This is a genomic window from Streptomyces sp. NPDC051064 (assembly GCF_044455985.1).
Taxonomy (GTDB): domain Bacteria; phylum Actinomycetota; class Actinomycetes; order Streptomycetales; family Streptomycetaceae; genus Streptomyces.
This window is the reverse complement of record NZ_JBITFK010000002.1, coordinates 725058-748848: the sequence shown is the minus strand read 5'-3', so window position 1 is coordinate 748848 and position 23791 is coordinate 725058. Positions and strand designations below refer to the sequence as shown.

Annotated in this window: 16 protein-coding genes; 6 read left to right on the top strand and 10 right to left on the bottom strand. The window is 72.6% G+C overall.

The features are described 5' to 3' along the window. Window positions 1–21 precede the first annotated feature (21 nt). Window positions 22–1167, top strand: coding sequence for a TOMM precursor leader peptide-binding protein (locus ACIBCU_RS10315; protein ID WP_399230565.1), 1146 nt, complete (start codon window positions 22–24; stop codon window positions 1165–1167). Between the two features lie 64 nt (window positions 1168–1231). Continuing rightward, window positions 1232–2641, top strand: a complete 1410-nt coding sequence (locus ACIBCU_RS10310; RefSeq protein ID WP_399230563.1) for an ABC1 kinase family protein — start codon at window positions 1232–1234, stop codon at window positions 2639–2641. Window positions 2642–2646: 5 nt separating this feature from the next. Here ACIBCU_RS10310 and ACIBCU_RS10305 read toward each other — a convergent pair whose 3' ends face one another. From ACIBCU_RS10305 to ACIBCU_RS10285, 5 genes are all read right to left on the bottom strand, one after another. Beyond that, on the bottom strand, window positions 2647–2850 hold the full coding sequence (locus ACIBCU_RS10305) for a hypothetical protein (RefSeq protein ID WP_362933508.1): 204 nt from the start codon (window positions 2848–2850) through the stop codon (window positions 2647–2649). A gap of 152 nt (window positions 2851–3002) precedes the next feature. Then, entirely contained in the window at window positions 3003–3341 is a 339-nt protein-coding gene (locus ACIBCU_RS10300) for a hypothetical protein (protein WP_399230561.1), read from the bottom strand. 17 nt (window positions 3342–3358) lie between these two features. Continuing rightward, window positions 3359–3727, bottom strand: a complete 369-nt coding sequence (locus ACIBCU_RS10295) for a WhiB family transcriptional regulator (RefSeq protein ID WP_033298139.1) — start codon at window positions 3725–3727, stop codon at window positions 3359–3361. Between the two features lie 170 nt (window positions 3728–3897). Beyond that, a complete protein-coding gene (locus tag ACIBCU_RS10290; RefSeq protein ID WP_362933502.1) occupies window positions 3898–4227 on the bottom strand; it encodes a hypothetical protein in 330 nt (109 codons plus the stop codon). 167 nt (window positions 4228–4394) lie between these two features. Further along, window positions 4395–6617, bottom strand: a complete 2223-nt coding sequence (locus ACIBCU_RS10285) for an ATP-dependent DNA helicase UvrD2 (RefSeq protein ID WP_399230559.1) — start codon at window positions 6615–6617, stop codon at window positions 4395–4397. A 182-nt stretch (window positions 6618–6799) separates the two neighbouring features. Here ACIBCU_RS10285 and ACIBCU_RS10280 point away from each other — a divergent pair, with 182 nt between their 5' ends. Next, window positions 6800–7057 (top strand): mycoredoxin, encoded by a 258-nt coding sequence (locus ACIBCU_RS10280; RefSeq protein WP_362933496.1) that lies wholly within the window; start codon window positions 6800–6802, stop codon window positions 7055–7057. A 296-nt stretch (window positions 7058–7353) separates the two neighbouring features. On the opposite strand, the gene nudC is transcribed toward ACIBCU_RS10280, so the two are convergent. From nudC to ACIBCU_RS10255, 5 genes are all read right to left on the bottom strand, one after another. Further along, on the bottom strand, window positions 7354–8301 hold the full coding sequence (gene nudC, locus ACIBCU_RS10275; protein ID WP_362933493.1) for an NAD(+) diphosphatase: 948 nt from the start codon (window positions 8299–8301) through the stop codon (window positions 7354–7356). Between the two features lie 44 nt (window positions 8302–8345). After that, the gene (locus ACIBCU_RS10270; protein ID WP_399230556.1) at window positions 8346–9740 is read right to left on the bottom strand and encodes a dipeptidase; all 1395 of its coding nucleotides are present in this window, start codon (window positions 9738–9740) and stop codon (window positions 8346–8348) included. Between the two features lie 10 nt (window positions 9741–9750). After that, the gene (locus ACIBCU_RS10265) at window positions 9751–13284 is read right to left on the bottom strand and encodes a UvrD-helicase domain-containing protein (RefSeq protein WP_399230554.1); all 3534 of its coding nucleotides are present in this window, start codon (window positions 13282–13284) and stop codon (window positions 9751–9753) included. Between the two features lie 60 nt (window positions 13285–13344). Then, window positions 13345–16701: an ATP-dependent helicase gene (locus ACIBCU_RS10260; protein ID WP_399230552.1), complete on the bottom strand. Its 3357-nt coding sequence runs from the start codon at window positions 16699–16701 to the stop codon at window positions 13345–13347. Between the two features lie 294 nt (window positions 16702–16995). Beyond that, the gene (locus ACIBCU_RS10255) at window positions 16996–17409 is read right to left on the bottom strand and encodes an MGMT family protein (protein ID WP_362933481.1); all 414 of its coding nucleotides are present in this window, start codon (window positions 17407–17409) and stop codon (window positions 16996–16998) included. Window positions 17410–17625: 216 nt separating this feature from the next. Between ACIBCU_RS10255 and ACIBCU_RS10250 the strand changes: the two genes are divergently transcribed. The 3 genes from ACIBCU_RS10250 to ACIBCU_RS10240 all read left to right on the top strand — a co-directional run bounded on the left by ACIBCU_RS10250 (window position 17626) and on the right by ACIBCU_RS10240 (window position 23731). Then, window positions 17626–20412: a lysylphosphatidylglycerol synthase domain-containing protein gene (locus ACIBCU_RS10250; RefSeq protein ID WP_399230550.1), complete on the top strand. Its 2787-nt coding sequence runs from the start codon at window positions 17626–17628 to the stop codon at window positions 20410–20412. 77 nt (window positions 20413–20489) lie between these two features. Continuing rightward, window positions 20490–22088, top strand: coding sequence for an alpha/beta hydrolase (locus tag ACIBCU_RS10245; RefSeq protein ID WP_399230548.1), 1599 nt, complete (start codon window positions 20490–20492; stop codon window positions 22086–22088). Window positions 22089–22180: 92 nt separating this feature from the next. Continuing rightward, window positions 22181–23731, top strand: coding sequence for an alpha/beta hydrolase (locus ACIBCU_RS10240; protein ID WP_399230546.1), 1551 nt, complete (start codon window positions 22181–22183; stop codon window positions 23729–23731). The last annotated feature ends 60 nt before the right edge of the window (window positions 23732–23791 follow it).

Sequence of the window (23791 nt, the reverse complement as noted above, 5' to 3'; positions counted from 1 at the left end):
GACACCGACCTGGGAGAAGTCATGCATCCGATGCTGAAGCCCGCACTCCGCCGCGCCTGGCGTGGACGGAACACCGTGCAATTCGGCGTGACGCCCGCACACGCGGTAACGCTGGGGCCTATGGATATCGCCACCGGAAGCTTTCTGGAACTCCTCGACGGAACACGCGGACTTCCTCTGCTCCGCGAAGAGGCCAGGGCTCTGGATCTGTCGGACCGTCACGTGGACATTCTCGTATCGCGCCTCACGGAGGCAGGTCTGCTGGACGATCCGGATGCGGGCGGCCCCGAGGCCGACGCCTTACGCCGGCGGGCCGAGACCCTCGAGCGGCAGCGCCCGGACGCCGCGTCGCTCTCCGTGGTCCATCCGACGCCCGGCGGCGGGCTGCGCACGCTCGCGGCCCGGCGCGCGATGCGGGTGCAGGTGCGCGGAGCGGGCAGGGTCGGCGCGGCGGTCGCCGCGGTGCTGTCCGGGTCAGGGGTGGGGCACGTCGAGGTGCTCGACGGGGGCCGCGCCGAACCCTGGGACGTGGCGCCGGGCGGGCTCCCGGCGTCGTCGGTCGGCGAGCGCCGTGACACGGCGGCACGGCAGCTGGTGCGCAGGTCCGCGGTCGGTGGCCCTCCGCGGCAGGGCGGGGCGTCCGAGGCTCCGGCGCGAGGCGAGCCCGCACTGTCCCTGATCGTGGTGGCGCCCAGGGACGGCCTCTCCGTGTACGCTCCCGATCCGAATACCGCCGCACCGTGGATCGCCTCGGGTACGCCGCACCTCTACGCGGGAGTGATCGAAGCCACCGGAGTGGTCGGGCCGTTGGTGCTGCCCGGAGGCACCGGCTGCGCGGGCTGTCTGGCGCTGCGCCGCGCGGAGGCGGATCCCCAGTGGCCGCGGATGCTCGCGCAGTGGAGGTCCGGGCGGCGCACATGCGTGCAGGCCTGCGATCTGGGTGTGGCGACCGCCGTGGCCGGCCTCGCCGCGGCCCACGCGCTCTCCTTTCTCGACGGAGAGCTGCCCGCCAGCACGGGGGCGCGGTGGGAGGCCGCCATGCCGATGCTGGACTGGCGGTCGGAGCGGCTGGGGCCCCACCCCGACTGCGACTGTGGTGCCGCCGGGCACACTGAGGTGGAGCTCACCCCCGCGGCAGGCGCCACGCAGGACACAATGGCCGGGTGACCGCCGCCGCCGGAGCGGAGCCGGATACGCACGCCGCACGGCAGTCTGGGAAATGGAGGGGCACATGTCTGATCTTCCCCGGAAGGCGGTCACCCGTACCGCGAAGCTGGCAGCCCTGCCGCTCGGCTTCGCCGGCCGTGCCACATGGGGTCTGGGCAAACGGATCGGCGGGAAGTCCGCCGAGATGGTGGCCCGCGAGGTCCAGCAGCGAACGGCGGACCAGCTCTTCAAAGTCCTCGGCGAGCTGAAGGGCGGTGCGATGAAGCTCGGACAGGCGCTGTCCGTCTTCGAATCCGCGCTGCCCGAAGATGTCGCGGGGCCCTACCGGGCGGCGCTGACCAAGCTACAGGAGGCGGCGCCACCCATGCCGACCCGCACGGTCCACGGGGTCCTGGCGGAGCGGCTCGGTGAGGACTGGCGGGAGCTGTTCACCGAGTTCGAGGACCTGCCCTCTGCCGCCGCCTCGATCGGGCAGGTCCACCGCGCCGTGTGGCACGACGGGCGGGACGTCGCCGTGAAGGTGCAGTACCCGGGCGCCGGCGAGGCGCTGCTGTCGGATCTCACCCAACTCAGCCGCTTCGCACGGCTGCTCGGTCCGCTCGTCCCCGGAATGGACATCAAGCCGCTCATCACGGAGCTCCGCGACCGGGTGTCCGAGGAACTGGACTACGAGCTCGAGGCACGGGCCCAGCAGGAGCACGCCGCGGAGTTCGAGGACGATCCCGATGTGGTGATCCCGGCCGTGGTCCACCAGTCCGAGCAGGTGCTGGTCACGGAGTGGATCGACGGAATTCCGCTGTCGGAGGTGATCGCTGACGGCACGACGGAACAGCGGGACCGGGCGGGCCAGCTGCTGGCGCGCTTCCTCTTCTCGGGGCCGGCACGCACCGGCCTGCTCCACGCGGATCCGCACCCGGGCAACTTCCGGCTGTTGCCGCCGGAGGCGACCACTCGGGACGCGGACGGGCTCGACGGGGACGCGGACCTGTGGCGCCTGGGGGTGCTGGACTTCGGCACGGTGGACCGGCTTCCGGGTGGTCTGCCGCAGACCATCGGCGATGCCCTGCGGATGACGCTGGACGGGGACGCCGACGCCGTCTACGCCATGCTGCGTGAGGCCGGCTTCGTGAAGGAGTCGATCGAACTCGAACCGGACGCCGTGCTCGACTACCTGATCCCCATCATCGAGCCGGCGCAGGCGGACGAGTTCACCTTCACCCGCTCCTGGCTGCGCAGCCAGGCCGCCCGGATCGCCGATCCGCGCTCCCCGGCACACCAGTTGGGGAAGCAGCTGAACCTTCCGCCCTCGTACCTGTTGATACACCGGGTGACACTGAGCACGATCGGGGTGCTCTGCCAGCTGGGGGCGACGGTCCGTCTACGCGACGAACTGGAGTCCTGGCTGCCGGGGTTCCTCCTGGAGTACGAACCGGACGAGGACAGCGCCGAGGAGGAGGCGGCGGTCGAGGTGTAGCGGGGTCACCACCAGGCTGAGTCGAGCCTGCTCTCGATCGCCCTGATGTGGGTGCGCGCGCAGCCCTCGCAGAAGTACTGGCGTCCGCCGTTCTCCACGGAGCAGAGCCATGTCGGAGGCGGTGGGTCCGAGTCGGCGACGGTGCCGCAGCGGGCACACGCCACGTGACCGTCGGCCAGGTCCGCAGAGTGATGGGTCTTCTCGTCCACCTCGCGACGATAACGCCGCGGGCCGGCCGGCGCGCGCCGCAACGCACTGCGGGGCCGGCCTGTTCGGGCCGGCCCCGCTGATGGGGAGGGTGGCTGCCTGGGGCCGAGCGGTGGCCCGGCAGCCGTGGTGCGCCGTACTGCTGGTTCGGCTGTCAGTGCATGACGGCCATGGCGAGCGCGCGGCGGGCGCGCCTCGAGGCACGCTCCGCACGGCGCTGCATCCGCCGGGCGGCCACCAGGCGCACTGCCTGACGTCCCTCCTCGGCTTCCCTCAGGCGGTCGTGCATATGCGCACGAGCCAGGGCTTCTGGGATGAGTTGCATCTCGCGGGTCCTGTTCTGACGCGAGTCGTTCGCGCCGATGATGGTGACGTCCGGGGTGGCGGAGCCGACGGGCTCCCTCGTCGTGGTGGTCATTGGTGCCTGATTCCGGGGGTCATGGGTCTGGGGACGATCGATGGTTCCGATGCGCTTCGTTCGTGTGGGGGACATGACCCCCAGGCCGGGAGTCACGCCGCGACCGGGTTCTTGCGCGGGCGGCCACGCGGCCGCTTGCGGGCGACGACGACGCCCTGGACGAAGAGCTCGCCGCCCCAGACGCCCCACGGCTCGCGCCGCTCCTTGGCGCCGGCGAGGCAGGCCTCGACCAGCGGACAGGTCCGGCAGAGGGACTTGGCGTACTCGACGTCGGCCGGGGACTCGGCGAAGAAGACCTCCGGGTCGTAGGAACGACAGGGGACGGGTACGCCGAGGTTCTCGATGGCGTCGTCGAGCGCGGTGAGCGCGGTGAGGGGGATCAAGGTGGAGTCCTCCGTGAGGCCGGGCGGGGAGATCGTGTCGGAAGGCGGTACGGACGGGGCGTGCGTCTCGAGTTGCACGGTGGCGTTGTCCTCGTCTGGTCGTGCCGGCCTGTTGGCCGGTTGGCGGCTGGTACCAGGTCCTGCTGTCCCGAGGCTCCTTCGTCTCGTCTCATCCGTTCGGACAAAACAAAAGGGCCGCGGATCCCGAGTGGGGTTCCGCGGCCCTGAAGGCGCCGGCCTGATTGCTCTCAGGCTGGATCACTCCAGGGTTCAGGCCCACGGAAGGCCCACATCGTGTGGTGCTGCGTCGTCTGCTTCTTGACTCCGGCACCGGCTGCGGCTGCCGCAAAGGCATAGGCCGAGGCCTGTCCCTTCGCTACTGCTGCTTCCGGTGCCTCGGTCGGTCGCTCATTGCGCTCTCGCACGGGCAGGCTCGCCAGGGACAGCGGGCTGACCACGGAGATGCCGGACACACCGGTGCCACGAAGCGAGAGCTCCGAAGAGCGGGTGAGGCCGAGCGAGCAGGTGGAGACGACCGACGGATCGGTCATTTTGATGGTGTTGATGATGCTGATCACGACAATCGCCTCCTCTCGGCGTCTCAAGGGACCGGCCGGGGCCGATCCTGCGGTATTCGGATAAGTACAGCACGGAGTCAGGGCTTCAGAGAAGTCGCTGTTCCCGTGGTTAAGAACCTATGGTGATGACTGCTGTGGGCGCAAACTATTTTTTCGACGAGTTTTCCTCACACGTCGCCGTCGCCCTCGTCGAGCTCCTGACCCACCGTCCGACCTGCGCAGATGTCCAGCACGTCGGCCCCGAACCTGGTCAGCTTCCGGTTTCCGACACCGGCGATGACGACGAGCTCCCCCTCGCTGACCGGCGCGGCCTCGGCGATCGCCATCAGTGTCTTGTCGGTGAAGACGCAGTACGCGGGCTGGCTGATCTCCTTCGCCCGGTCCGCGCGCCACTCGCGCAGCCGCTCGTACAGTCCCTCGTCCATGTCCGAGGGACAGTCCTCGCAGCGCATCAGTTTCATCTCGCCGGCCTCGGTGAGCGTCTTGCCGCAGACCCGGCACCGGGCCGGGCCCCTCCGGCCGGCCCGGACCGGCCTCTCCGTGCCGACGGCGCCCGTGCCCGCGCGGGAGCCGCGGTCGATGCCGCCTCCTCCCCCGGCGCCGCCCCGCGTGCCGAGCGCCGCCGAACCGGGCCGCAGCCCGTTGAGGAAGCGGGTCGCCCGGCGGTTCCCCCGGCCGCCCGGCGACCGGGACAGCGCCCAGGACAGCGAGAGGTGGAAGCGGGCCCGGGTGACCCCGACGTACAGCAGGCGGCGTTCCTCCTCGATCTGTTCGTCCGTCTTGGCGTAGGCGATGGGCATCATGCCCTCGGTCAGACCGACGAGGAACGCGGCATCCCACTCCAGTCCCTTCGCCGAGTGCAGCGACGCCAGGGTGACGCCCTGGACCGTGGGCGCGTGCTGGGCGGCGGCCCGCTCGTCGAGCTCGGCCACGAGATCGGAGAGGGTCGCCCCCGGCTTGGCCTGTTCGAAGTCCTCGGCCAGGCGCACCAGGGCGGCGAGGGACTCCCAGCGGTCCCGCACCGCTCCTGAGCCGGCCGGCGGCTTGGAGGTCCATCCCTTGGTGGAGAGCACCGCCCGCACCTCGGAGGGCAGGTCGTCGGCGCCGTCGAGCAGCGCGTCGTTGCCTCCCGCGCGGGCGGCACCGCGCAGGGCGACGCCCGCCTCCCGGACTTCGGGCCGGTCGAAGAAACGCTCGGCGCCGCGCAGCTGGTAGGGCACGCCCGCGTCCGCGAGTGCCTGCTCGTAGACCTCGGACTGGGAATTGACCCGGTACAGCACGGCGATCTCACCGGCCGGGACGCCGGCGGCGATCAGATCACGGATCCGGCGTGCTGTGCCCTCGGCCTCGGCGGGCTCGTCCGCGTACTCCGTGTAGACGGGTTCGGGGCCCTTGTCCCGCTGGGAGACCAGCTCCAGCCGGTGTTCGGCCGCCCGGCCCCGGGCCTGGCTCAGCAGGCCGTTGGCCAGGTGGACGACCTGGGGTGTGGAGCGGTAGTCGCGCACCAGCTTGACCACCGTCGCCTCCGGATGACGGGTGCGGAAATTCAGCAGGTGGTCCGGGGTGGCACCGGTGAAGGAGTAGATCGTCTGGCCGGCGTCGCCGACGACGCAGAGATCGTCCCGGTCGCCGAGCCAGAGATCGAGGAGCCGCTGCTGGAGCGGGCTCACGTCCTGGTACTCGTCGACGACGAAGTGCTGGTACTGGCGGCGCACATGCTCGGCGATGTCGTGGCGGTCCTGGAGGATGCCGACGGTGAGCAGCAGAACGTCCTCGAAGTCGATCACCGACCTGTCGCGCTTCAGCTGCTCGTACATCGCGTAGATCTGGGAGAGCTCGGCCGGGTCGCGCGGGACGTCCCGCTGGGTCTTGGCCACCGCCGCCGGGTAGTCGGCGGGGACGGTCTGGGTGACCTTGGCCCACTCGATCTCGCTGGTGGTGTCTCGCAGTTCGTTGCGGTCGAGGCGGACCCCGCAGCGGGCCGCGGCCTCGGCGACCAGTTGGACCTTGCGCTCCACCAGGCGTGGAAGATCGCCACCGACTGCTTTCGGCCAGAAGTACTGGAGCTGGCGCAGGGCCGCGGAGTGGAACGTACGGGCCTGGACACCCGTGGCTCCGAGCTGGCGGAGCCGGCCCCGCATCTCCCCGGCCGCCCGGTTGGTGAAGGTGACGGCGAGCACGGTGGTCGGCTGGAGAATCCCGGCACGCACCCCGTACGCGATGCGGTGCGTGATCGCCCGCGTCTTGCCCGTCCCGGCTCCGGCCAGCACGCACACGGGTCCGCCGAGGGCCAGCGCGACCTCGCGCTGCTCGGGGTCGAGCCCGTCCAGCACGGCGTCCGCGGAGTCGGGGACCTGTGGGAAGAGGGTGGAATGCGTTGCTGCTGTCACCCTGCCATGCTGCCAGGTCGTGAGGGGCCGCCGCGGCGGTTGTCCACAGGGGGTGCCGTTCGTCATACCGGCCGGGGACCGCGCGGGAATGGTGGTCAGGTCCCGTGCGTTCCCTCCATGCGGGAACGTGCGCGTGCGGACGGTCCCGCTTCGGACGGACAAGACGAAGGAGCGCCGACGACATGCCGGGCACTGTGACGATGTACAGCACCACGTGGTGCGGCTACTGCCGCCGGCTCAAGGGGCAGATGGACCGCGAAGGCATCGCGTACACCGAGGTCAACATCGAGCAGGACCCGGACTCCGCAGCCTTCGTCGAGAAGGCGAATGGCGGAAACCAGACGGTTCCGACGGTTCTGGTGGTTCCCGCGCAGGGAGGCTCCGAAGTCGTCATGACGAACCCGAGCCTCGCGCAGGTGAAGCAGGCGCTCGGCGTCTGACCGGCGTGACGCACGCACAACCCCTGATCGGCCTGGAGCTGATCAGGGGTTTCGTGTACCCCGGCCCGCACCCAGGAGTTTCAGCGGGCCGAGACCGGGGCGGGCGCAGGAAGACGGCGGCGACCTTCCTGCCCGAGCCCGTGCCCGAGGACATACGGCGCGAGGACGGGCACCGCACCTTCTGGCGCATGGAGCTCGCCGGGCGGGGGCCGTGGCGTGGGCAGGGCGTCGCGCGTCGTCTGCACGGGACGCCGGCGCCCCTGGCGGGCCCCGGGGCCGTCGCCGTGTCCGGACCGTCAGCCGCCGGCGCCCGGCCTGGGGAGCGGCTTGCCGTACCAGAGTTCGATCAGACGCGCCGCGATCGAGACGCCGAAGGGGGGCAGCACCTCACCCGAGTCGAAGGCCGCGGTCAGCTCCTCGCGGGAGAACCAGCGGGCTTCCTCGATCTCCTCGCCGTCCACGTCGATCTCGTAGGAGGTGGCACGCGCCATGAAGCCGAGCATCAGGCTGGAGGGGAACGGCCAGGGCTGGCTGGCGATGTACTCGACCTCGCCGATGACGACCCCGGCCTCCTCGAACACCTCGCGGGCCACGGACTGCTCGATCGACTCCCCCGGCTCGACGAAGCCGGCGAGGGTCGAGAAGCGGCCCTCGGGCCAGTGCACCTGGCGTCCCAGCAGGGCACGGTCCTGGTCGTCCGTGACCAGCATGATCACGGCGGGGTCGGTACGCGGGTAGTGCTCCGCCCCGCAGGCCTGGCAGCGGCGGATGTGCCCGGCCGCCGCGATGACGGTGCGCTCGCCGCAGCGTGAGCAGAAGCGGTGCAGCCGCTGCCAGTTCTCCAGAGCCACCGCGTGCACCATCAGTCCGGCGTCGCGCGGTCCGAGGAGCATCCCGGCCTCGCGGAGGCCGGCGGGCCGTGCGGACTGGTCCATGCGGCCCGGAAGGGAGTCCTTCTGGAGCGCGAAGTAGCGTACGCCGTCCTCGTCGGTGCCCAGGAAGTAGCGGTGGGTCTCGGTGACGGGTGCCTCGAAGGCCGGCGTCATGACGAGCTCCGTGCCTCCGTCGGGGGTGTCGTCGACGAGCGCCTGGCCGCCGGAGACGACGAAGACTCTGGTCGTCGGGTGGCTCCAGGCCGCGGCGAGCCAGGCCTCGTCGAGCCGGTGGTGCGCCGCGCGGTCGATGCCGCTGGGCGCGGTGAGACCGATCGGGCGGTCTGCGGTGGCGTTGTCGAAGGTGCTCACAGGTGCTTCCTACTCCCCCGGGGGTGGATCGGGCGTTCAGAGATTCAGCGGAGTGCGTCGGCCAGCTCGCCCCACAGGTGGGCGGTGGTCTCCACGCCTTTGAGGAGGAGATCGAGTTCGACCTTCTCGTCGGGGCCGTGCCAGCCGTCGGACGGTACGGAGATGCCCAGGAAGAGGACGGGCGCGCCGAGCACGTCCTGCAGGTCGGCGGCGGGGCCCGAGCCTCCCTCACGGGTGAAGAGGATCTTCGTCCCGAAGGCCCGGCCCATGGCGCGGGCCACCGCCTGGAGGGCGGGGTGGTCCAGAGGCGTCAGACAGGGACGGGTGGCGGGGGCGAAGGTGATCCGGTGGCGGACACCGGCCGGGATCAGGGCCTCGGCCCAGGTGCGGACCGCTTCCTGGATCCGCTCCGGGTCCTGGCCCGCGACCAGCCGGAAGCTCAGCTTCGCCAGGGCGGACGAGGGGATGACGGTCTTGCTGCCCGCCCCCTGGTAACCGCCGCCGATGCCGTTGACCTCGGCGGTGGGGCGGGCCCAGACGCGCTCCAGGGTGGAGTAGCCGGCCTCACCCGCGGCGGCGTGGGAGGCGGCCGTGCGCAGCCATACGTCCTCGTCGAAGGGCAGCTCGGCGAAGAGGGCGCGTTCGGTCTCGGTGAGCTCGGCGACCCCGTCGTAGAAGCCGGGGACCACGACCCTGCCCTCCGTGTCGTGGAGGGCTGCGACGAGGCGGGCGAGTGCGGTCGCGGGGTTGGGCACCGCACCGCCGAAGGACCCGGAGTGGATGTCCTGGTCCGGGCCGTACAGCTCGATCTCGCACTCCGCGAGGCCGCGCATGCCGGTGCAGACGGTGGGGGTGTTCTCGTCCCACATGCCGGTGTCGGAGACGATCACGGCGTCGGCCGCGAGGCGGGCGGACCGCTCCTCCGCCAGAGCGCGGAAGTGCGGCGAGCCCGACTCCTCCTCGCCCTCGACCAGGAGCTTGAGGTGCACGGCGGGGGACGTGCGGCCGGTCGCGGCGAGATGGGCGCGGACACCGAGTGTGTGGAAGAACACCTGGCCCTTGTCGTCGGCCGCACCGCGTCCGTACATCCTGCCGTCGCGGATCACCGGGTCGAACGGGTCGCTGCTCCAGCCGTCCTCGCGGGCCGCGGGCTGCACGTCGTGGTGGCCGTAGACGAGGACGACGGGTGCGTCCGGGTCCTCCGAGGGCCACTCGGCGAAGACCGCCGGAGCGCCGGGCGTCTCCCAGATCTCGGTGACCGGGAACCCGGTCTCCGCGAGCTTGGCGGACAGCCACTCGGCGCTGCGCCGTACGTCCCCGTCGTGCTCCGGCTGGGCGGAGACGGACGGGATGCGCAGCCACTCGGCGAGGTCGTCGAGGAAGGCCGCGCGGTGCTGCTCGGTGTACGTACGGACGGCGCTGTCCGGGGTGTCGCTCATACTTATGAGCCTATCGGCCCTGGGGAGGTGGCTCGTCCAGCAGGAGCTTCTCCAGCTCCTCCCGGCCAGGCAGCCCGGTGGGGCGGGACGTCTCGCCGGTGCGCACGTAGAGGAAGGTCGCGGTGACCGCCTCCAGCGGCAGCCCGTGCAGTTCGGCCCAGGCCAGGCGGTAGACGGCGAGCTGGAGCGGGTCTGCCGTGCGGTGCCGGCTGGTCTTCCAGTCGACGATCTCGTACGAGTCCCCTGTGCGGTAGACCGCGTCGATCCGGCCGCGGATCACCCGGCCTCCGAGCGTGATCTGGAACGGTGTCTCGACCCGGTACGGAGTGCGCCGGGCGTACGCGGTGCGCTCGAAGGCCTCCTTGAGCTCGGCGAGATCACGCTCGTCGGCGATGTCCGCGTCGCTCCCGTCGCCCCCGGGGAGTTCGTCCGGGCCCAGCATGGGCAGGGGCAGCTCCTCGAACCGGGACTCCACCCAGGCGTGGAAGCGGGTTCCCCGGCGGGCGGCGGGCTGCGGGGGGCGGGGCATCGGGCGGGCGAGCTCCCGCGCGAAGCCGTCGGGGTCGTCGGCGAGGTGCAGCAGCTGGGTGGCGGAGAGCGTGGCAGGTACGACGACGTCGCGCACGGCCGCGCGGGCGCGGCGCAGCTCGCCGGCGAGGGCGTCGAGATCCCGGTCCCAGGAGGCGAGGGCGCGGGACTCCTCCGGGGTGAGGGCCTCGTCCGCCGGGGCCCGGGCGGCCGGCACGTGCGGGGCGGGGGCCGTTCCGTGCGGGGCGGGGGCCGTTCCGTGCGGGCCGGGGGCCGTTCCGTGCGGAGGCGGCCCGGCGCCGTCCGGGCCCTGGCCGTCGTCCGGCGACGGGGCCCGCCCGGTGGACGCGACGGGCTCGCCGTCCGGGAACGGGTCGTCGTACGGGGCGTCCGCCTCGTCGTACGGCGGCACCTCGTCCTCGTACACAGGCTCGTCCTCATACGGGGGCTCGTCGTCGTGGGGCGGTTCCTGTGCCTCGTACACATCCGGTACGGGTGTGGCCGTCAGCGACTCCAGGTGTGCCAGCACCGTGTCCCGGGCGGCGCGGCGGCGGGCCATGGCGGTGTCGTCGAGCGGGAGCGGCCAGGCCTGGTCGGCTGTGTCCTTCTCCTGGAGCGCCGGGTTCTCCTCGTCCTCCCCGGGCTCGTCCGCCCATGCCTCGATCTCGCCGTAGCCGGCCGCGCAGTGCTCGTACAGCGCGTCCAGGAACGCGGACGGGCCGCGGGGCTTCTTCTGGGACGGGCCCCACCAGTGGCCGGAGCCGAGCAGCAGGCTGCGGGGGCGGGTGAAGGTGACGTAGCCGAGGCGGAGCTCCTCGGTGTGCTGATGGCCCTTCAGCTCCTCCTTGAACGCTTTGAGTCCCTTGGCGTCGAAGGAGTGGAGGGCGGGGAGCGTGGCCGCGTCGCCGCGCAGGGCGTGCGGGAGGACCTGGGACTGCGAGGTCCACGCGTCCCGGGACTGTGTGCTGGGGAACTGGCCGCCGACGAGGCCGGGGACGGCGACGACGTCCCATTCCAGCCCCTTGGACTTGTGGGCGGTGAGGACCTTCACGGTGTTCTCGCCGCCGGGCAGGGCGTTGTCCAGGCCCTTCTCGTACTGGGCGGCGGTGCGCAGGAAGCCGAGGAAGGCGAGCAGGGTCGCCTCCCCGTCCACCGCGGCGAAGCCGGCCGCGACGTCCAGGAAGTTGGCGAGGGTCTCGCGGCGGCGCGCGGCCAGGGCGTGCGGCGACGCGGAGAGCTCCACTTCGAGGCCGGTGGTCGCGAGGACCCGGTGCAGTACGTCCATGAGGGGGTCCGCCAGCGAGCGGCGGAGGTCACGGAGCTCGGTGGCGAGGCGGGCGAAGCGGACGCGTGCCTCGGCGGAGAAGGGCAGCTGGTCGTCCTCGGACCCGCCGGACTCCAGGAAGGTGTCGAGGGCGTCGGCGAGCGAGATCACCTCGGCGGGGTCGATGCCCTCGACGGCCTCGGCCAGGCGCTGGTCCGGGTCGGCGTCGTCACCGGCGGTGGAGCGGTGGACGAGGAGGCGGGCGCGGCGCCCCAGGAGGGCGAGGTCCCGGGGTCCGATGCGCCAGCGCGGCCCGGTGAGCAGCCGGACCAGGGAGGCGTTGGCCCCGGGGTCCTGGAGGACCTCGCAGACGGCGACGAGGTCGGCGACCTCGGGGAGGTGGAGCAGCCCGGACAGGCCGACGACCTCGACCGGGACGTCCCGGTCGACGAGGGCGGCCTGGATGCGGGGGAAGTCTCCCGCGGTCCGGCACAGGACGGCGATCTCCCCGGGTGCCGTTCCGGTCCGCACGAGGTGGGCGAGCGAGTCGCCGAGCCAGTCGATCTCCGCGGCGTGGGTGCGCAGGAGGGCGCACCGGACCGTGCCGTCCCTCTCGGCTCCGGGTGCGGGGCGCAGCGCCTCGACACCCTCGTGCATGGCGCGCAGGGGTTCGGCGAGGCCGTTGGCGAGATGGAGGAGACGGCCACCGCTGCGGCGGTTCTCGCTGAGGGAGTAGCGGGTGGCCGGGGTGCCGTCGGCGTGCGGGAAGTGGTGCGGGAAGTCGTCGAGGTTGGCCACGGAGGCGCCGCGCCAGCCGTAGATCGCCTGGCAGGGGTCGCCGACGGCGGTGACGGCGTGGCCCGCCGTGCCGCTCCCGCCGCCCCCGCCGAACAGCGCGGCCAGGAGCAGCCGCTGGGCCACGGAGGTGTCCTGGTACTCGTCGAGCAGGACCACCCGGAATTCGTCGCGGAGGATGGCGCCGACCTCGGGCCGGGTGAGTGCCAGCTCGGCGGAGAGGGCGATCTGGTCGCCGAAGTCGAGGAGGTCCCGGCTGCGCTTGGCCGCCCGGTAGCGCCGGGTCAGCTGGAGGAGCTCGCGGCGGGCCTCCGCCGTCTCGGGGAGCTTGCGCAGCTCGGCGTTGGTGAGCCTGGCAGTCTCCAGGGTGTGGAGCAGCTCGGTGTCGTGCTCGGCGAGCTGCTCGGGCCGTACGAGGTGCTCGGCGAGCTCGGCGTCCAGGGCCAGCAGGTCGCTGACGAGGGTGGGGAAGGACCGGGTGAGAGCCGGGTACGGGCCGGGGGCCTCGCGCAGCACCCGGGCGGCGAGCTGGTAGCGGGTGGCGTCGGCGAGGAGCCGGGTGGTGGGTTCGAGGCCTATCCGCAGGCCGTGGTCGGTGAGGAGCCGTCCGGCGAACGCGTGGTAGGTGGAGATGCTGGGCTCGCCCGGGGGGTTGTCCGGGTCGATGACGTCCGGGTCGGTGACCCCGGCGGCGACGAGGGCCCGGCGGACCCGCTCGGCGAGCTCCCCGGCGGCCTTGTTCGTGAAGGTCAGGCCGAGGACCTGCTCCGGAGCGACCTGCCCGGTCCCGACCAGCCAGACGACCCGGGCGGCCATCACCGTGGTCTTCCCCGAGCCGGCTCCGGCCACGATCACCTGCGGGGCGGGCGGCGCGGTGATGCAGGCCGTCTGCTCCGGGGTGAAGGGAATCCCCAGGAGCTCCTTGAGCTGCTCGGGATCGGTGATACGGGAGGACACTCCAGAGAGGCTAACCGGACGCACCGACAACGCGGTCCCGCACGGATCCGGCCGGGACGGTCATTCGATGATCTGCCGGCCTTCGGGCTGCGCGCTGCACGACGCCTTGAACGCGCAGTGGGTGCAGTGCTGGCCGGTCGTCGGGGTGAACCGTTCGTCCAGGACCCGGCCGGCGGCCGTGGCCAGCAGGTCGGAGACCCATTCCCCGGAGAGGGGCTCCTGTGCCTGCACCTTGGGAAGGGCGTCGCCGCCCTCCTTCTTGGGGGCGGGCTGGCGCAGCTGGACGAGCTCGGCGCCGCCGGCGTCGGGACGGCGGCCGTCGAAGACCTCGTCGACGGCACCTTCCCTGACCGCCAGCTGGTACACGGCGAGCTGGGGGTGGGACGCCACCTCGTCCTTGGTCGGCGCCCCCTTGCCGGTCTTGAAGTCGACGACGTACGCCCGGCCCTCGGTGTCCTGCTCGACCCGGTCCATGGAGCCCCGGATGCGTACGGCGTACTCGCCCGCTTCGAGGGTGACGTCGAAGTCGTGTTCGCTCGCCGTGGGGGTGCGGCCCCCGCGGTCCATGACGTGCCAGCGCAGGAAGCGTTCCAGGGCGTCGCGCGCCTGGTCCTTCTCCTGCTGCGACTTCCAGGGTGCGTCGAAGACCAGGCCGTCCCAAACGGAGTCCAGGCGCTCCATCAGGACGTCCAGGTCCGCGCCCGTACGTCCGGAGGCCACCTCGTCCGCGAGGACGTGGACCACGTTGCCGAAGCCCTGGGCCGCCGTCGCCGGGGCGTCGGCCTTGACCTCCCGGCCCAGGAACCACTGGAGGGCACAGGTGTTGGCCAGCTGGTCGAGCGCGCTCCCGGAGAGCGCGACGGGGCGGTCCCGGTCGCGCAGCGGGACCTCGGAGCGGGTGGGCTCGTCCAGACCCCACCAGCGGTACGGATGGGCGGCGGGCACGAGCGGCTGGCCTTCGTCGTCGGTGAGCGCCGCGAGTCGGGCGAGCCGTTGCGCGGCGGCGTCGCGCAGGGCCTCCGAGGCGGCGGGGTCGACGGTCGTCGCCCTGAGCTCGGCGACGAGCGAGGCCACCGCGAGCGGGCGGCGGGGGCGTCCGGTGACGTCCCGGGGCTCGGTGCCGAGCTCGGTGAGGAAGCGGGAGGGCTGGTCGCCGTCGTCGGCGGGTGCTTTGACGGCCGTGACGATCAGGCGTTCACGGGCCCGGGTCGCGGCCACGTAGAACAGGCGACGCTCCTCGGCCAGGAGCGCCCCCGGGGTGAGAGGTTCGGCCAGGCCGTCGCGCCCGATGCGGTCCGCCTCCAGGAGCGACCCCCGGCGGCGCAGATCGGGCCAGAGCCCCTCCTGGACACCGGCGACGACCACCAGGCGCCACTCCAGGCCCTTGGAGCGGTGCGCGGTCATCAGGCGTACGGCGTCGGGCCGCACGGACCGCCGGGACAGGGTGTCGGCGGCGATGTCCTGGGCGTCGACCTCTTCCAGGAAGTTGAGCGCGCCGCGTCCGCCGGTGCGCTCCTCGGCGCGTGCCGCTGTGTCGAAGAGGGCGCATACGGCGTCGAGGTCCCGGTCGGCGTTCCGGCCGCCCGCACCGCCGCGCAGCGCCGCCCGCTCGAGACGGCCGGGCCAGGGGGTGCCGTTCCACAGGGTCCACAGGGCCTCCTCGGCGGTGCCGCCGCTCTCCAGGAGTTGACGGGCCTTGTGCAGGAGCGCGCCGAGCCGCTGCGCTCCGCGGGCGTAGGCCGGATCATGTGTGGCCAGGCGCTCGGGCTCGGAAAGCGCCCGGGCCAGCAGCTCCCCGGACGGCGGCGGTACGCGGTTCCCGGCGGCCCGCTCCTCGTCACGCAGGGCCCGGCCGAGACGGCGCAGGTCGGCGGCGTCCATGGAGCCGAGGGGCGAGGTGAGGAGGGCGAGGGCGGTCTCGGTGTCGAGCGGCCCGCGCGCTTCCCCGCCGGTTCCGGCCCCGTCGTCCGGGTCCGCGGGCGCGGCGGGGTGCATGGCCGCCGTGGCGACGGTGCGCAGGGCGGTCAGGAGCGGGGCGACCGCCGGCTCGTGACGGAGCGCGAGATCGTCGCCGTCCACCTCCAGAGGGACCCCCGCGGAGGTGAGCGCCCGGCGCACGGCCGGGATCGACCGTCCGCCGGCGCGCACGAGGACCGCCATGTCCCTCCAGGGCACTCCCTCTTCCAGGTGCGCGCGCCGGAGCAGGTCGGCGATGTTCTCCAGCTCGGTCGAGGGCGTCGGATAGGTGTACGCCTCGACACGGCCGCCTCCGCGAACGGCGGACAGCTCGCGGTGGGCGCGGACCTTGGCCGAGGGCAGGCGGGTGAGCGGCATCCGGCGGGTGAGCAGCCGGGTGGCCTCGAGCAGCTTGGCGCCGGAACGCCGGGAGGTGGTGAGGACCCCGACGGGTGCGGGAGCACCGTCGGCACGGCGGAAGGTGTCCGGGAAATCGAGGATGCCGTTCACATCGGCGCCCCGGAAGGCGTAGATCGACTGGTCGGGGTCGCCGAAGGCGATCAGCGTCCGGCCGCCGCCGGTGCCCGGCGCGGCGCCGCCCTGGTTCCCGGCCAGCGCGCGCAGCAGCCGCACCTGGGCGGGGTCCGTGTCCTGGTACTCGTCGACGAGGACCACGTCGTAGCTCCGGGCCAGCTCCGCCGCCACCTCCGGCCGTTCGGCGAGCAGGACCGCCCGGTGGACCAGTTCCGCGTAGTCGAGGACACCCTGGGCGTCGAGGACGTCCAGGTACTCGGCGAGGAACTGGGCAGCGGCGCTCCAGTCCGGGCGGCCCGTGCGGCGGGCGAAGGCGGCCAGCGCGTCCGGGCCCAGGCCCAGCTCGCGGCTGCGGGCCAGCACCGCGCGCACCTCGTCGGCGAAGCCCCGGGTGGTCAGGCACGCCCGCAGCTCGTCCGGCCAGCGGACATGGGCGAGCCCCGCCTGCTCCAGGCCGAGCTGTCCGGCGAGGAGTTCACGGACGGTGACGTCCTGCTCGGGTCCGGAGAGCAGGCGCAGCGGATCGGCGAACAGGTCGGCGTCCTGGTGGGCGCGGACCAGGGCGTAGCAGTACGAGTGGAAGGTGGTGGCCTGCGGGCCCCGCGTGCCGCCGAGCCGGGCGGCCATCCTGTCGCGGAGTTCGACCGCCGCCTTGCGGCTGAAGGTGAGGACGAGGATGCGTGCGGGGTCCGTCCCACGGGCCACACGCCGGGCCACCGCCTCGACCAGCGTCGTGGTCTTGCCCGTGCCGGGTCCGGCGAGGACCAGCAGCGGACCGTCCCGGTGCTCAACCACGGCCCGCTGCGGTGCGTCCAGGAGAGGGGGGTCCACGGATCCCGGCGGCGTGCGCACCAGCCGGTACGCGCCCGGGGCCCGCCGCCGTGCCTGACGGTGCGGGCTGTTCCGGGTGGTGGAGGAGGAGCTCACGTGGATCGCCGGTCCTGGTGGGTGTACTGGGTCTGCGCGGTGGCCGGCCATGGGGGTGACGGCCCGGGTGTGACGGCTGCTGGTGTCCGACGGGTCCCGGGTGCGGGCGGCCCGGTCGTGACGGAGACGGACGGACGGATGAGGGAGCGGAGCGTGCCGCGTGGGGACGACGCTACGCCAGCGGCGAGGCGGACAGCGGGCGGTGGGGCGCGTCGCCCGTCACATACGGACCCACCGGTGCGCCCCGCTCACCGGCCGGCCGCCTGTCCCGGCGGGGCACGATGGCGGAAGCTGTCAGATGTGAGCTTCGTCGCCCGGACCACCGGTCGCGCCGTCCCATCTGGCGCGCTTCATGTCGAGGCGCGGAACATGCCCTTCCGCGGCGCGCGGGGACACTCTCAGCGGCGTGCCCTCCTCGCGGTAGTGGCCGAGCGCCCGCAGTTCATGGCCCGGCAGCAGCAGCCCGTCGGCGCGCACGACACGCCACCAGGGCGCCGCGGAGCCGTACAGGGCCATCACGCGGCCGACCTGCCTCGGCCCGCCGTCACCGAGCCACTCCGCGACATCGCCGTACGTCATGACCCGGCCGGGCGGGATCAGGTCCGCCACGTCCAGGACCCGCTCGGCGTAGACGGGCAGCTCGGCGATCACGGGGCGGGGCGGGACGTCCCCGGTCCGGCCGCTGCCTCTCGTCCGGTCTTCGCTCATCCGCCCCATCCTGCCGTACGCCACCGACAACCGGGATTCTGCCGGGTCGTCCCGGTCACGCACCGTGCGTGGGGCGGCGAAGCCGCGTATGTTGCGCATCGCGCCCGCGCAATGCACCCTGATGCCCCCCTCTGTCTGCAGGCCGTGCCACCATCATGCGGGCGGTGACCGGTGATACGAGAACACGAAGATTCGTCAGAGGCTAAGGAGCAGGGCGTGCAGCCACCGAAGGCGGCGGGCGCCTCTGACGCCGAGCCGCGCCCGGACGCGCCCGACGCCTCTGGTGCCGGCGACCCCGGTGCCGGGGAAACTCCCAGGGCGTCGGGAAAGACCGGCGGGACGTCCGAGGAGCCCCCCGGGACGTCCGAGGAGCGCCTCGCGGGTTCGACACTCGCGTCGGCCGCCACGGGACTGACGGACCGCGTATCCGGCGACGAGCCCCTGCTGCCCGCCCGGGTCCACCGCCCCTCCGATCTGCTGCGGCTCCTCATCGGGGTCCTCGCGATCGCTCTGCTGTTCTCCATCGCCGCGTTCGCCCAGGGGACCACCACGGGCCTCGAGGACGACATCTCCAAGGGCACCGACCAGGCCCCCGATCTCCTGATCAAGCTCGCGGGCCTGGTGTCCAGCATCGCCGTGCTCCTGGTGCCGGTCGCCTTCGCCATCGAGCGCCTCGTGAAGCGCGACGGGCTGCGCATCGCGGACGGCGTGCTCGCCGCCGTACTGGCCCACGGCGTGACCCTGGCCACCGATCTCTGGGTTGCCAGGTCGGCCCCCGGCACGATCCGGGAAGCGCTGACCCAGCCGCAGCCCGGGGACGCGCTCACCGACCCCGTGCACGGCTATCTCGCGCCCGTCATCGCCTATATGACGGCGGTCGGGATGGCCCGCAGACCGCGCTGGCGGGTCGTCCTGTGGGTGGTGCTGCTTTTGGACGCCTTCGCGATGCTGGTCGGCGGTTACACCACCCCGTTCTCGATCGTCCTCACCGTGCTGATCGGCTGGACCGTGGCGTACGGGACCTTGTACGCGGTCGGCTCCCCGAACGTCCGTCCGACCGGCCAGCACCTGATGGCCGGTCTGCGCCACGTCGGCTTCCGTCCGGTCGCCGCGATGCGCACGGAGGACGCTCCCGACAACATCGACCAGAGCGACCGGGGCCGCCGCTATCTGGTGACCCTGGAGGACGGGCCACCGCTGGACGTCACGGTCGTCGACCGTGAACAGCAGGCCCACGGGTTCTTCTACCGGGTGTGGCGCAGGCTCACCCTGCGCAGCATCACCCAGCGCCGCTCCATCCTGTCCCTGCGCCAGGCCCTGGAGCAGGAGGCGCTCCTCGCGTACGCGGCGATCGCCGCCGGAGCCAACGCGCCCAAGCTGATCGCCACCTCCGAGCTCGGCCCCGACGCCGTGATGCTCGTGTACGAGCACATCGGCGGGCGCTCGCTGGACGCGATGGAGGACGAGGAGATCACCGACGAGCTGGTGCGAGGTGCCTGGCGGCAGGTGCAGGCGCTCCAGTCCCGTCGGATCGCGCACCGCAGGCTGACCGGGGACGCCATTCTGGTGGACGGTTCCGGCACGGCGTTCGTCACCGATCTGCGGGGCGGCGAGATCGCCGCCGGCGACCTGGTCCTGCGCATGGACGTCGCCCAGCTGCTCACCACCACCGGTCTGCGGGTGGGCGCCGAGCGGGCCGTCGAGGGGGCGCTCGCCGTGCTCGGGCCCGACGCCGTCGCCGACTGCCTGCCGCTGCTCCAGCCGATCGCGCTGAGCCGCTCCACCCGGGCGACGCTGCGCAGGATCGCCCGGGAGCGTTCGCAGCGCGAGCGTGAGGCGGTGCTGGAGGCCTCGCAGGCGGCGAAGCAGAGCAAGGCGGAGGAGCAGGGCTCCAAGACCAGCGACCGCAAGGCCGTGCGCAAGTCGCTGCGCACGGAGAAGCAGGCCGAGAAGCGGGCGATAGACGACGCCCTGGAAGAGGCCCGTGAGGAGGACATGCTGGCCCAGATCCGCCGCCAGGTGCTGCTGATCAGGCCGCAGGCGCCGGTGGAGCCGGTCCGCCTGGAGCGCATCAAGCCGCGCACCCTCTTCAGCTTCATCGCGGGTTCCATCGCCGCGTACTTCCTGATCTCCCAGGTCACCGAGGCCGACTTCGGCACGGTCGTGGAGCAGGCGGAGTGGGGCTGGGTGGCGGCGGCGCTGGGCTTCTCGGCCCTGAGCTATGTCGCCGCGGCCATGAGCCTGCTCGGCTTCGTGCCCGAGCGGGTGCCCTTCGGGAAGACCGTGCTGGCACAGGTCGCCGGGTCGTTCGTGAAGATCGTGGCACCGGCGGCGGTCGGCGGTGTGGCCCTGAACACGCGCTTCCTGCAACGCGCCGGGGTGCGCCCGGGGCTCGCCGTCGCGAGCGTGGGCGCCTCCCAGCTGTTCGGTCTCGGCTGCCACATCCTGCTGCTCGCCCTGTTCGGTTATCTGACCGGCACGGAGAAGACCCCGGACTCGCTCACCCCGTCGAGGACGGTCATCGCGGGACTGCTCACGGTCGCCGTGCTCGTGCTGGTCGTGACGGCGATCCCGTTCCTGCGGAAGTTCGTCGTCACCCGGGTGCGGTCGCTGTTCGCCGGCGTCGTCCCCCGCATGCTCGACGTGGTGCAGCGCCCGCAGAAGCTGATCACCGGCATCGGCGGCATGCTGTTGCTGACCGGGCTGTTCGTGCTGTGCCTCGACGCGTCGATCCGCGCGTTCAGCGGCCCCGACGTCCCCCAGCTCAGTTACGCCAGCATCGCGGTGGTCTTCCTCGCGGGCAACGCCATCGGGTCCGCGGCGCCCACCCCGGGCGGTATGGGCGCGGTCGAGGGCGCGCTGACCCTGGGTCTGATCGCGGTGGGGCTGCCGAAGGAGGTCGCGGCGCCGGCCGTGCTGCTGTACCGCGTGATGACGCTCTGGCTGCCGGTCCTTCCCGGCTGGATCTGCTTCAACCAGCTGACCCGCAAGGAAGAGCTTTAGAACGTACGCGCGAGGGCGTGCCACTCGCATGGACGACGCCCCGCGCGGTCCACAGAGCCCCGCCGCACGATGGGGTCATGAGGACCTCCCCCGCTCTGCGCGCCGCCGCCCTCGCCGCCACCGCCACCGTGCTGCTGCCCCTGGCCGCCTGTTCGGACGACGGGGACGACGGGGGTACGGGGAGTGCGAGGCCATCGCGCGCGTCGACGGCGTCCCCCACGGCGACGGCGGAGGAGCTGTCCTCCCAGAAGCTCGACTGGAAGCCGTGCCCGCCCCCGAACCAGGCCCAGGGCAGCGGCACGTCCCCCTCACCGCTGCCGGGCGGGACGTCCTGGGAGTGCTCCTTCATGGACGTGCCCCTCGACTACGGGGACCCGGAGGGCCGGACCATCGAACTGGCGCTCATCCGCGCCGCCGCCCGGAACAAGGACCGGCGGATCGGTTCGCTGATCTTCAACTTCGGCGGCCCCGGCGGCTCCGGTGTCGCCACGCTGCCGTCGTTCGGCACCGCGTACGACGCGCTCCGCACCCGCTACGACCTGGTGAGCTTCGACCCGCGCGGGGTCGGCCGCAGCGAGGGCGTCGAATGCTCGGACGACAGCACACTGGACGAGCGTTACGAGCGGGACGGGACCCCGGACGACGCCGAGGAGGAGAAGGCGTTCGTCGAGGACCAGAAGTCCTACATCGCGGACTGCGAGGAGAACTCCGGGGACGAGCTGCCCTACGTCGGCACGACGAACGCGGCCCGGGACATGGATCTGCTGCGCCAGGTGCTCGGTGACGACAAGCTGTACTACTTCGGGATCTCGTACGGCACCGAACTGGGCGGCGTCTACGCCCACCTGTATCCCAAGAGGGTCGGCCGTGCCGTCCTCGACGCGGTGGTCGACCCGACGGAGGACTCGCTGAAGTCCTCACTCGGCCAGGCGGAGGGTTTCCAGCTCGCCCTGGACAACTTCACCGCCGACTGCGCCGAGCGCGACGACTGCAAGCTCCCCGGGGCCACCTCGAAGGAGGTCCAGGACTGGATCGTCGCGCTCCTGGCCAAGCTGGAGAAGAATCCCGTCCCGGGGCTCGGCGAACGGAAGCTGACCGAGACGCAGGCCACCACCGGCATCGCGTCGGCCCTCTACTCGAAGGAGACCTGGCCCCTGCTCGAGCAGGGCCTCGACGAGGCGGACGGCAAAAACGGTGGCCTGCTCCTCGCTCTCGCCGACTCTCTGAACGGCCGCTCCGAGGACGGGCACTACGACAACTCGAACGCCGCCAACACCGCCATCAGCTGCGCGGACTCCAAGCAGCGGTTCACCCTGGAGCAGACCAGGAAGGCGCTCCCCGAATTCCGCGAGGCCTCCCCCGTGTTCGGCGACTACCTCGGCTGGGGACTGATGGCCTGCACCGGCTGGCCCGTCGCGGGCGCCTGGGACACCCCGGACGTCAGCGCGCCCGGTTCGGCCCCGATCCTGGTGATCGGCAACACCGGGGACCCGGCGACGCCGTACGCCGGCGCGAAGGCCATGGCCGCCGGACTCGGCAAGGGAGTCGGGGTCGAGCTGACGTACAAGGGCGAGGGTCACGGGGCGTACAACGGCGGCAACACCTGCGTGCAGAAGGCCGTGGACGGCTATCTGCTCGAAGGGAAGGTCCCGAAGTCGGGAACGGTCTGCGAGTGACCGCTCGTTGAAAGGCCGGACATCGGTGACGGTCCAGCCGCAGCCGGGCTGCATTCGGCACGGGGCCTTCGGGCACGGGGGAGGAAGCGCGCATGCGCGTACGTGGACGGGCGCGTGGAGGCGCGGCGCTCGCCGGGGCGGCTCTGCTGCTGACGACGGCGGTGCTCACGGGGTGCGACGACGGCCCGGCACCACCGCAGTCGTCCAAGGGCTCCTCGCCGGGGACCTCAGGGGCTTCGTCCCGAGCGCCCGACCCGTCCCGGCCCCTGGACTGGAAGCGCTGCTACGCCCCGGAGGGCGGCACCGCGCCCGGCCCCGCCTGGCGGTGCGCCACGCTCGACGTCCCCCTGGACCACGCACGGCCGGACGGGAAGACGATCGGCATCGCGCTGATCCGCAAGGCGGCCACGAGGAAGAGCGAGCGGCTCGGTTCGATGCTGTTCAACTTCGGCGGCCCCGGCGGCTCAGGGGTCGGCATCCTGCCGCGCGCCGTCGCTTCGTACAGGGAGCTCAACACCCGCTACGACCTGGTGGGTTTCGACCCCCGCGGGGTCGCGGCCAGTGCGGGGGTCCGCTGCCGCGGCGACAAGGAGCAGGAGACGGCCTACCGGGAGATCGACATGACCCCGGACACCTCGGCGGAGGAGGCCGCGTTCATCGAGGACGGCAGGGACTTCGGCGCCGGCTGCGAGCGCCTCTCCCCCGCGGTGCTCCCCCACGTCGGCACGGTGAACGCCGCCCGGGACATGGACGCGATCCGCCGGGCACTCGGCGACGAGAAGCTGTCGTACTTCGGCATCTCGTACGGCACGGAGCTCGGCGGGACCTACGCGCACCTCTTCCCGGAGACCGTGGGAAGGGCCGTGCTGGACGCCGTCGTCGATCCGACGGCCGATTCGGTGGGCCACGCCCGCAATCAGGCGACGGGATTCCAGCGGGCCCTGGAGAACTATCTGAAGGACCGCGGCCAGGACCCGGCGGCCGGCACCCGGCGGATAGCGCGGCTGCTGGAGCGGATCGACCAGGACCCGCTGCCGACCTCCTCCGGGCGCGAGCTCAACGAATCGCTCGCCGTCACCGGCATCGTGGCCCCCCTCTACTCGAAGAGCGGCTGGCCCACCCTGACGGCCGCACTCGACGAGGCGGAGGACAGGGGCACGGGCGACGGACTCCTCCAGCTGGCCGACTCGTACAACGGCCGCGACGGGAAGGGGCACTACGACACCCGGAGCCACTCCCAGCGGGCGATCTCCTGCGCCGACGCCAAGGCGAGGCCGACGGCTGCCGAGGCCCGGGCGCTGCTCCCCGAGTTCCGGAAGCTGTCACCGGTCTTCGGCCCGTTCCTGGCCTGGGACACGGCCGGCTGGTGCGCGGGGTGGCCGGTCGAGGGGGAGCACGACACCCCGGAGGCCGGCGCCCCCGGCGCCGCCCCGATCCTGGTCATCGGCACGACCGGCGACCCGGCGACCCCGTACGAGGGCGCGCAGCGGATGGCGGACGAACTGGGCGAGGGCGTCGGCGTCATGCTGACCAACAAGGGCGAAGGACACGGCTCCTACGGCGAGAGCACCTGCGTGACCTCGCTCGTCGACGCCTACTTCCTCGACGGGAAGGTCCCGGCGGACGGGCGCACCTGCTCCTGAGATCCGGATACGCGAAGGGGCCGGCTCCCCTCGGAGCCGGCCCCTTCGGACGTCACGTCG